Origin of the sequence: Sorangium sp. So ce426 (genome assembly GCF_051475585.1) — a bacterium.
GTDB lineage: Bacteria > Myxococcota_A > Polyangia > Polyangiales > Polyangiaceae > Sorangium > Sorangium cellulosum_B.
The window spans coordinates 9,872,608-9,882,002 of the sequence record NZ_CP150341.1 but is presented as its reverse complement, the minus strand read 5'-3'; the positions used below and the strand labels follow the sequence as shown (position 1 = coordinate 9,882,002).

General features: G+C 67.3%; 9 protein-coding genes. 6 read left to right on the top strand and 3 right to left on the bottom strand.

What is annotated here, in order from left to right; translation table 11 throughout:
* Window position 1: 1 nt before the first annotated feature.
* From WMF44_RS37010 to tnpC, 5 genes are all read left to right on the top strand, one after another.
* Complete coding sequence (locus WMF44_RS37010; RefSeq protein WP_437294750.1) at window positions 2-334, top strand: DUF2251 domain-containing protein; 333 nt, start codon at window positions 2-4, stop codon at window positions 332-334.
* A gap of 573 nt (window positions 335-907) precedes the next feature.
* Complete coding sequence (locus tag WMF44_RS37005; protein ID WP_437294749.1) at window positions 908-1,042, top strand: hypothetical protein; 135 nt, start codon at window positions 908-910, stop codon at window positions 1,040-1,042.
* A gap of 60 nt (window positions 1,043-1,102) precedes the next feature.
* On the top strand, window positions 1,103-1,555 hold the full coding sequence (locus WMF44_RS37000) for a helix-turn-helix domain-containing protein (protein ID WP_437294748.1): 453 nt from the start codon (window positions 1,103-1,105) through the stop codon (window positions 1,553-1,555).
* Window positions 1,552-1,896: an IS66 family insertion sequence element accessory protein TnpB gene (tnpB, locus tag WMF44_RS36995; RefSeq protein WP_165373740.1), complete on the top strand. Its 345-nt coding sequence runs from the start codon at window positions 1,552-1,554 to the stop codon at window positions 1,894-1,896. Before WMF44_RS37000 ends, tnpB begins: the two co-directional genes overlap by 4 nt.
* A 257-nt stretch (window positions 1,897-2,153) precedes the next feature.
* On the top strand, window positions 2,154-4,196 hold the full coding sequence (gene tnpC / locus WMF44_RS36990) for an IS66 family transposase (protein ID WP_437294747.1): 2,043 nt from the start codon (window positions 2,154-2,156) through the stop codon (window positions 4,194-4,196).
* 570 nt (window positions 4,197-4,766) lie between these two features.
* Here the strand turns inward: tnpC and WMF44_RS36985 are convergent.
* Together WMF44_RS36985 and WMF44_RS36980 are read right to left on the bottom strand one after the other, a co-directional pair.
* Window positions 4,767-5,060, bottom strand: coding sequence for a hypothetical protein (locus tag WMF44_RS36985; protein WP_437294746.1), 294 nt, complete (start codon window positions 5,058-5,060; stop codon window positions 4,767-4,769).
* A 238-nt stretch (window positions 5,061-5,298) separates the two neighbouring features.
* Complete coding sequence (locus tag WMF44_RS36980; RefSeq protein WP_437294745.1) at window positions 5,299-7,179, bottom strand: DUF885 domain-containing protein; 1,881 nt, start codon at window positions 7,177-7,179, stop codon at window positions 5,299-5,301.
* A 356-nt stretch (window positions 7,180-7,535) separates the two neighbouring features.
* Here WMF44_RS36980 and WMF44_RS36975 point away from each other — a divergent pair, with 356 nt between their 5' ends.
* The gene (locus WMF44_RS36975) at window positions 7,536-8,765 is read left to right on the top strand and encodes a phospholipase C (protein WP_437294744.1); all 1,230 of its coding nucleotides are present in this window, start codon (window positions 7,536-7,538) and stop codon (window positions 8,763-8,765) included.
* A gap of 136 nt (window positions 8,766-8,901) precedes the next feature.
* On the opposite strand, the gene mscL is transcribed toward WMF44_RS36975, so the two are convergent.
* Window positions 8,902-9,351 carry a large conductance mechanosensitive channel protein MscL gene (gene mscL, locus WMF44_RS36970; protein WP_437294743.1) on the bottom strand — a complete coding sequence of 150 codons (450 nt, stop codon included), beginning with the start codon at window positions 9,349-9,351 and terminating at the stop codon, window positions 8,902-8,904.
* Between the last annotated feature and the right edge of the window lie 44 nt (window positions 9,352-9,395).

Here is a 9,395-nt window from a genome sequence, read left to right as displayed (position 1 = left end):
GATGGACGAGATCTTTGACAGCGCGGTGCGCCCCGCAGGAGACCTTGCAGGTGTCTTCGAGTACGACGGCGATACAGGCTACTTTTACCTATACGCGACTGGTGAAGGTACGGGACAGAAGGTTCTCGATGCGATACACGTCCTCTCGGGGATGCCAGATTTTGGTGAGACAGATATATCTATACGTTGGGATTCGGAAGAGCAGAAGGTTGGCTTGTTTATCAAAGGAATACTTTGGGCGGTTTACGATTGTGCTCGTCGCGCTAAGTACGGCGGGGCCTACAAGTCCGGAGGCAAACCGTCGCTGCCATCGGGGGCCGACGTTGGGTTCTGACTGACGTTGTCGATCGATCTGAGCCGACAGCGGTCGTCACAGTGGCAGCCTGGCGTTCCTATCCGCATCGCGCGTCACGTGCTTCAATTCTGAAGACGCGCCCCGGCTCATCTCAACTAAGTAAGCTGTGTAGAGGTTGAGATGTTTGCAAGTGATATTGTATCAATTCAGAATAAATGTTCTGGACTTAGGTTTCTCGAGAGAATTTGTATGTTCGGGACTTGGGGCGTGAATTGCTCGAGGTGCTTAAGTCCGAGGTTGCCTTCTAGAGGTGTTGGGATGCATAGGTTAACCCAAAATACGGAGATCCTGAGAGGTGCCTGATAGTGCAGCTAGCGCTGGATGTGGCGAACGACCTACTGCAGCAGGATGAGGGTGTCGATAGCGCGGTATGTAATGATTTGGTTAGTGTCATTTATGTGATGTCTGAACCTTCGTCGAGATCGAGTTGAGTGCTGAGCAGTGGTAGGGGAGCCTCTGGAGGATGCTTTGTATTGACGCGCTTGGTTCGTGGTCTTTGGTGTGAGACCTGCGATTGTGCAGGCGATCGGCGTTTCTCGTGGAGCTTGTGTTGTGGTTCGGTGTGTTGAGTCCCATGTTTCATGGGTACAGCGTCGAGGTGAGCTGCTGCGGGAGCGCACCGCCGGGTACGACGAGGTGACCGGGGCGGTCGAGTGGATCACGAACACGGTGATCGGCGGCAAGTAGCCGCTCCGCAGACCGCGTCTTTCCCCTGGCCAGATTCGGTTACACGCTACGCGACGCCAGATGAGGGCCGTGCCCTCGCCGAGCGAAGAGGAGCGAGCGATGCCAGGAAGCAGGGAGCTGGTACAGCTGCGTGCAGAGCTGTCGAGGTATCGAGAGCAGAAGAGCCGTGGGAAATTCCCGAGCGAGCTGCGGGAGCGAGCCGAGGCGTACGCCAAGGCGCGCTCCCGCTCGGGGGCAACACCGACCGAGATCGCCACGGAGCTCGGTGTCCACAAGATGACTGCCGACCGATGGGTGGCTGACGGTGAGCGCGCACACGAGGGTGCGTTGCCAAGAGCCCCCAAGGCGGCCCAGCATGTTCCGTTCCTACCCGTCGTGGTGCGCCCGGAGCGCCGCGAGGCACCGCCTTTGCGGCTCAACGTCGCGTTTGCCGATGGGACGCGGATGCAGGTATGTGGGATAGGCGCGCGCGAGCTCGTGGAAGCGATCGAAGCGTTGCGGAGGGGACGGTGACCCCCGCGACGATAGCCGTGTATCTGGCGGTCGGTCCAGTGGACTTGCGTGGCGCTTTCGACCGGCTCGCCGCGATCACCCGGCAGGTGCTGTGCTTGGACCCGGCCAGCGGCGCGCTGTTCTTGTTCCTCAACAGGAGGCGTAACCGGCTCAAAGCCCTTTGGTGGGATCGCAATGGATACACGATCTTGTATAAGCGTCTCTCGAAGGGCGCATTTGCTCTGCCTTCGTTCACCGAGGCCGACGGCAGGTGTATCGAGCTGTCAGCACAGGACTTCGCGCAGCTGCTCGCCGGTCTGCCTGTAGAAGAGCTGGCAAGCCGCCGCCGGCTGGTCCACTGAGGCGTCTGCGCCGGCGCTCGTTCACCGCGCTGCCGGCGCCAGCGCGGCCCGATGGCGGCCGGCGCAGCCCGATGCGGAGATGGAGCAGGGCGCGCGCTGCATCGCGCCCGAAGACCTCGCGAGAGCGCGCCGCCGATGGCGCACCATGGCGGTCCTGCATTCCCGTCTTCGACGAGAAATTCTCATCAAAACCAGCGAATTTTTCTCTGCACAAGGTACTTGTCAAGAGCAAGCGCAGGGGGCATCCATGGCGCGCCTTGACCTCGACGACACGCCCCGGTGAGACCGCGCTGCCGCAGTCGACGGAGACAGAGCGCCTTGACGGCGCGGCGCTCGTGCTCGGCTATCTCCAGGCCAGGGGACAAGGACAGGGGAGCCCCGCCGGCCCCGCGTCGGTGGTCGACGCGCTGCTCCGGCGGGTGCAGGAGCTCGAGGCGAGGCTGGGTGAGCTTTCGACGGCGGAGCAGCAGGCCCAAGAGCTCGCTCGCACCGTCGCGTCGCTCAAGGCGTACAATCAACAGCTGCAGGAGACGATTCGGACCCTGGAGATCGGGTTCCGGCGCCACGTCTCCGAGCAGATCTCGCCTGACCAGCTGCGGCTTTCGCTGGCCGGGGAGCCAGATGCCTGTCCGCCTCCGACTTCGTCGCAGGTCGAGAGCGTCGACGCCGCGCCCGAAGTGGACCCGGGCGAGGCCAGCGGCCCGCCGCCGGGCTCCGCGGGACCACCGGAGCACGCGGGGACGGTAGAATCCTCCTCCGGCTCCGATCCCGGAGGTGGCAAGCCAGTCAAGCGCCACGAGCACGGGCGCCGCCGCATCGGTGTCATTCCGAGGGTGATCATCGAGTCGCTGCCGCAGGAGGTGCTGCTCAAAGGCCTCGAGCGCTTCGAGCGTGTGGGCGCCGAAGACAGCTCGAGCATCGGCTACCGGCGTGGCGGCCTCCTCGAGCTCGTCACGCGTCGCCTCAAGTACGTGGCCAAGGCGGAGGCACCGGCGGCGAGCAGCGCAGCTGAAGAGGAGCCGGCTCCTTCGCCAGCCGCCGGGCCGGCCTTGAATCACGAGCGCGGCGAGCCGCTCGTCGTGCGGGAGCACGAGCTCTCGGGGATCCCCGCGGACACGTCCTTCAAGCAAAGCCCCTTCGTCGACGGCGTCCTTGTACGCTACACGCCCGAGTCGGACGCTGCGGAGGACAGCGGACCGGTGAAGATCGCCTCGCTGCCGGAGCGCCCGATCGACAGGTGCCTTGCCGATCCGAGCCTCTTGGCCCATCTGTTCGTCCACAAGCTCGACTACCACACGCCCTACTACCGGCAAGAGGTGGAGTCGGATCGCCACGGCTTCCGCATCGGCCGCGGTAACATGACACGCTGGCAGTACGATTGTGGCGGCATCGCGATGCGCATCGCCGATGCCATCTGGAGCGACGCGCTCTCGAGGTCGTGGTTCGCCATGGATGCGACGGGCACCGCCATCCGGGCCAAGGACAAGCACCGCTATGGGCATGTCTTCGTCCTGGTCGCGCCGGGCGATGGGGTGCTGTTCCGCTATACACCGACGTACGACGGCCTCACCGTCGCGAAGCTCTTCGGCGGCTACCAGGGGACGCTCGTCGCCGATGCCTCGGCCAACCACAACGTGCTGTTCGGGCCGGGCAAGGCGCGTGAGGCCGGCTGCTGGAGCCATGCACGAAGGCGCTTCTTCAAGGCGTTCAAGGCCGGGGCGGGCAAGGAGGCGGCGTTCGCGCTCCAGACCCTCCAGGCGCTCTTCCACGTCGAGGAAGAATGCGCCCTGTGCAGCCCGGACGAGCGCCTCGAGATCCGGCAGCGCGAGTCCGCACCGATAATCGAGAAGCTCTTCGCCTGGGCCGAGGCGCAGCGGCAGGTCGTCCCGGAGCATTCGCCGTTGCGCGAGGGGCTGGTCTATCTGCACAACCAGAGGGAGGCGCTCTGCGAGTTCCTCTCCAACGGCGAGATCCCCATCCACAACAATGCCTCCGAGAGGGCTCTGCGCCGCGTCGTCAAGGGACGGCGCAACTGGCTCTTCCACGGCAGCGACGAGCACGCTGTCCGGTCTTGTGCCATCTCGTCGCTCATCGCGACCTGCCAGATGCACGGGCTCGACCCCGAGCTCTACTTGCAGGAGATCCTGACCGTGGCTCCGAGCTATCCGCTCAGTCGCATCCTCGACCTGAGTCCCAAGAACTGGGTCGCGACGCGACAACGCCTCATTGCCGAAGGGCGGCTCAAGTACCTGGACATGGCTCGGATCACCGGCTCGCGGCTCGCCTTCCGCGACCGCTGATCGCACCGCGTCGCCCGCTTCCGTCGCGCTCACAGCGCTCGTCGCGTCCGGAGCGGCCGAGACCGGCGCGCGTCCTTTCCGCGCCGAGGTGCGTCGGCTCGTCGAGCCGGTGCTGTCGTCGCTTCGCCCGGCCGCCGTCGACCTCGTCGTGGCGGGGCGCCTTCGGGTCGCATCGCTTCGGCGCTGCTTGTCCGCGCCTCGCGTCGGCCGCCGTCCGCCCACTTCCTCCGCGGACGGCTGGGCGGCGCTCTTGCGGCGTCGCACGTCGGCGGCCTCCGCCGCTCCCGAGCGCTCCTGCTGCCCGGCGGCGCGACGCGGGCGCCCCTTCGCGCGGGCGGGGACGTCCTCGCGGCCTTGCCACGCGACATGCGGCGCGGACAGCTTCAGCACCGCCGTCGTCAGGCTCGGGACTTCGACGCCTGCGTCCCCGCTCCGTCGCTCCGTCATCGCACCGCGACTCTACGTACGGGGCCGCCTTCCACAAGCACGCTTCGGAACGCGCTCGGCGGAGCGGCTACACGGCAACGGGATCGCGACGTCGTATCGGTATTACGAGAAGTCGCGGCGGCTTCAGGAGATCAACGCGGACCACCGCGACAGGTACCTCGTGGAGCGCGGGCGGCCGGCAAGGGCGTTCCAGCGGATGCGGTACGAGTACGACGTGGCGGGCAATCTGGAGCGCGTGAGGAACGAGGTGCCGTACGAGCAGGACATGCCGGGCTCGGTGCTGGTGGGGCCGACGACGCAGGAGTACGGGTACGACGATCTGTACCAGCTGCTCTCGGCGCGCGGGACGTACCAGGACCGGAGAGACTGGCAGTACCGGTACCGGCTGTCGTTCGCGTACGACGAGATTGGCAACATCCTGACGAAGGACCAGGCGAGCTACCGGTACGAGGCGCGAACGTGCCCCACTTCGGATCCGTGCGACCCATGGAAGGAGGGCTACGCGATCGGGGAGCAGACGTACCGGTCGGAGTACCAGTACACGGGCCCGCAGCCGCACGCGCCGAAACGCATCGAGGAGCAGCGCGTGGCGGAGTCGGCCCCGTGGCTGCGTGAGATCCGGTATGACGAGGGCGCGCCGCGGGCCCTCCGCCGCTCAGGGCGACGGCTGTGCCGGCACGAAGCGCTCGATGACCGCCCCGCGAAGCAGCTTCGGCGGCAGGATGCCCTGGGCGAGCACGAAGTCGTGGAACCGCTGCGCGTCGAAGCGCGGGCCCATCATGGACTCGGTCTCTCGCCGCAGCTCCATCAGCCGGGTGAACCCGTAGAAGTACGAGGTCGCCTGCCCCGGTGCGCGGAAGGTGTAACGCTCCACCTCGGATTGCGCGAGGGGCGGCGAGAGGATCACCTCTTTCTCCAGGAAGGCCCGCGCGGCGGCCGGCGTGATCTTGCCCGCCTGGAGCTCCGGGTCCAGGAAGCCGCGGGCGGCACGGACCAGGCGGTGTTGCAGGGAGACGAGCTGGCCCTCGGGCGGCATGAACGGGAGCAGGATGGCCTCCGAGTAAAGCGCCCACCCCTCCATGTTGGCGCTGTTCTCCGCGAAGACGGCGCGGGCGAGCGAGACGCCCCGCTCGACGAGCGCGGCGAACTGGAGCTCGTGCCCGGGGCGCGCCTCGTGGGCGGTGAGCGTCCATGACGCCGGGGCATGGGTGAAATCGTCGATCCTCCGCAGCTGGTCAGAGGGCCCTGGCAGGCTGAGCGGAAGCACGAACTCCCCCGCTTCTCCCTGGTTGTCGAGCAGCCGCGGCGGCCGCATGCGCGGCGCCGGCATCTCGGCGCTCTCGGCGGCGGTGCCGAGCCGGACGCGCGCCGGCCGCTCCGGCAGCGTGACGAGGCGCTCCTTCCGGATGATCTCTTCGATCTGGGCGAGCCGCTCCTTGTAATGCGGCAAGATCGCCTCGCCCACGAGCTGCTCTTTCTTCAGGGCGCGGATCACGTCCCGGTAGTCCGCGCTCGGCAAGTTGCGCGCTTTCGCGATGGGCAGAGAGAGCTTCTGCATCTGCGCCTTCAGATCGTCGAAGGCGGCGTGGGCCAGCCGGGCGAGCTCGGCGGGCGGAATGTCGACGCCATGCAGCTCGAGCATGTACGCGTAGAGCGGCGGCGGCAGCGCGAAGTCGGTCCGCGCCTTCGGGAGGACGTCCTTGCGCAGCGCCGCGTCGTACGCCTCGAGCTGACGATTCAGCGCCGCCAGCGGCTCTTCGTGGCCGCTGATGCCGTATTTCCGGAAGAGCTCACCGAGTCCCTCCCGCACGCGGGCGTTGGTGGCGAGGTGCCGCTCGATCTCCATCCTGGAGGGCGCCAGCAAGCCGGGCTTCCCGAGCTCCTGGTCGAGCCTCTTCCTCGCCTGCTCGGCGATGGGCGCGTGGCCCGCCACCAGCCCGGCGTACCGCCGGAGCCGCGCGAGGGCCGTGGCTCGGCGCGGCGGCGGGATGCGGTCGTCGAGCAGGGTCGAGATGCCCTCGAACACGAGCCCCGTGGCGTGCACGTAGGTGACCCGGGTTCTCTCCTCGAGCTCGGACCCGCGGACGGCCCGGTCCGCGGCGTCCAGCAAGATCTGAAGATCCTCGGCGACCGCCGGATCCTTCTCGGCCGCTCGGCGCTTCTCCAGCTCCGCGATGGCCTCGCGGTACGCCGCGCGCAGCCGCGCCTCGACGCCGGGCGACAGATCGGAGACCTCCTGGTCGGCGCGCTCGACCCCCAGCGCGCTGGCGCGCTCCGGCGAGAACCTGGCGAGCACGTCGAGGAGGATCTTCGCATGCTCGTTGCTGCGCTCGACCCACGCCGGCAGCCGCGGCGCCGCGGCTGCCGCGCTCTGGCCCGGCGCCGCGGCCGCGCTCTGGCCCGGCATGGCGGCCGCGGTCTGGCCCGGCGCGGCGGAGGGCGAGGGAAGGGGAGCCGGCGCGGCGGGCGGCGGCGCCCTGACGGTGCACGCGGCGACGAGCAGGGGCGCGAGGGCGCGGAGCGGGCGCAAGGTCATGAGGCACCTCTCGCACAGGCGCCCTGGAGCGCCAACCGGAAGCAGAGGAGCAACGTACCCGCGCACCGAAGATGTTTCAGATGTTTCCCGCAGCCTGCGGCGTGAGCGCGGACCCTTCGGCGCATGGACAAATTGTTGAATTGGCACCGCTTTTCAGGGGACGTCGGAGCGCATGGAAAAGTTTCAGTCAACCCGGGTCAGGTCCCCGCAGCTGGGGCTTGACGTCTTCGGAGACCTTGGATCTCCTTACTCCGCTGGCAGATTTCGGTAGATGAATTCAGGATAGTGAAACTGGCCCCGCGCGGCCGCGTCGGCCGGCACAGCGCTGAGCCGCATGGGAAAGCGAGCGGTGGAACATGGCAGACATTCGTCATCTGGTCATCGTGATGCTCGAGAACCGCTCCTTCGATCACATGCTGGGTTACCTGCGCGGCACGGGCATGGACGTCGATGGGGTGATCGGCGCGACGAACTCGGACGATAACGGCACGCCGATCACTGGATATCATCTCGAGAGCACGAGAGTCCGGATCCGCCCGCATCACCACCGGACGGAGGTCGTGAGGCAAATCAACGGCGGCGCGATGGACGGCTTCGTGAAAGGCTACAGCACGAACAGCCACGTCGCAGAGATCATGAGCTGGTACGACCAGCGCGATCTGCTGACGTACGATAGCCTGGCGCGGCAGTTCGTCGTTTGCGACCGGTGGTTCGCTTCGTTCGCGGGCCCGACGTGGCCGAACCGGTTCTTCGCGCTCTGCGGGACCAGCGGCGGGCGCACGGGCAACCTGCAATGGATCGACCACGCGACGTTCTTCGACCTGTTGCCGGTCGACTCGTGGCGCTACTACTCGCACGACGTCGCGTTCTTGCGGACCGTCGAGAAATACAAGGGCCACCGCGGGCTGCCGATCGCGAAGATATCCTCGTTCTACAGGGCCTGCCGTGAAGGCACGCTGCCCAGCGTCTCGTGGATCGACCCGAACTTCACGCTGGTCGACGTGGACGCGCTGCTGAACTGGGCGAACGACGACCATCCCCCGGCCGACGTGGCGCGCGGTCAGAACCTGATCGCGCGCATCTACAACCACCTGATCGCGAGCCCGTCCTGGCCGCACGTGGCGCTGGTCGTGACCTACGACGAGCATGGCGGGTTCTACGACCACGTGCGCCCGCCGCCGTCGCCCGCGAACGAGGCGGCGCCGTTCGATACGCTCGGCGTTCGCGTGCCGGCCCTCGTCGTCTCGCCGTGGGCTCCGCGCGGCGTGCCGTTCCACGGAACACTCGATCATGCGTGCATCGCGCGCACCGCGCTCGAGCTGTTCGCGCCCGATCGCGTGAACGCGCTGAGCCCTCGGGTCACCGCGTCTCCGAGCCTGCTCTCCGTGCTCAGCGAGCCGAGGCCACGCACCGACCAGCGCAGGCTCGATGGGATCCCGATCCTGGAGACGGCGGTCGCCCCGATCCACATGGGCTCGACCGCCCCGCCCGGCTTTCACTCGATGGAGCTCACCGACGCCCAGCAGGAAATTCTGACGCTGAAGAAGGCCGTGCTCGAGGCCGGCGTGCCCGTCGAGAACCATTGAGCCAGAGCGCGGCCATCCGCGGCCGCGCGCCCCTCCGAGCGACACCGGCGTCGACGCGCCCGGCCTCGACGGGGAGCCCGCTCGCCGGCGAGCCGCGCCAGCTGCGCCGCCCGCGCGGCGACCTCTCCGTTTCGCGTCACGCGCCCTTCAGCGCCGCCGTGCAGTGCCCGCAGCGCACCGCCTTGATGGGGATGCTCATCGCGCACTCGGGGCACTCCTTCGTCGTCACCTCCTCCGCGTGCTGCCTGTGAAGCTTCCCCATGAGCCGCACCAGGAGGAAGACGCAGAGCGCGACGATGAAGAAGCTCACCAGGCTGTTGATGACGACCCCGTACTGGAGGAGCACCGCGCCGGCCTTCACCATCTCCTCGGGGGTCGCGTACGGACCGGGCCCGCTCGGCGACTTCAGGACGATGTAGTGCCGGCTGAAATCGATGCCGCCCGTCAGGAGGCCTATCGGCGGCATGATCAGGTGATCCACGAGCGTCTTGACGATGTTGCCGAACGCCGCGCCGATCACGACGCCCACGGCCATGTCGACGACATTGCCACGAATCGCGAACTTCTTGAAATCCTCCCAGAACATCGCTTCCTCCGGCGTCGGGGGCTCCTGCACCCGCGATCGCACCG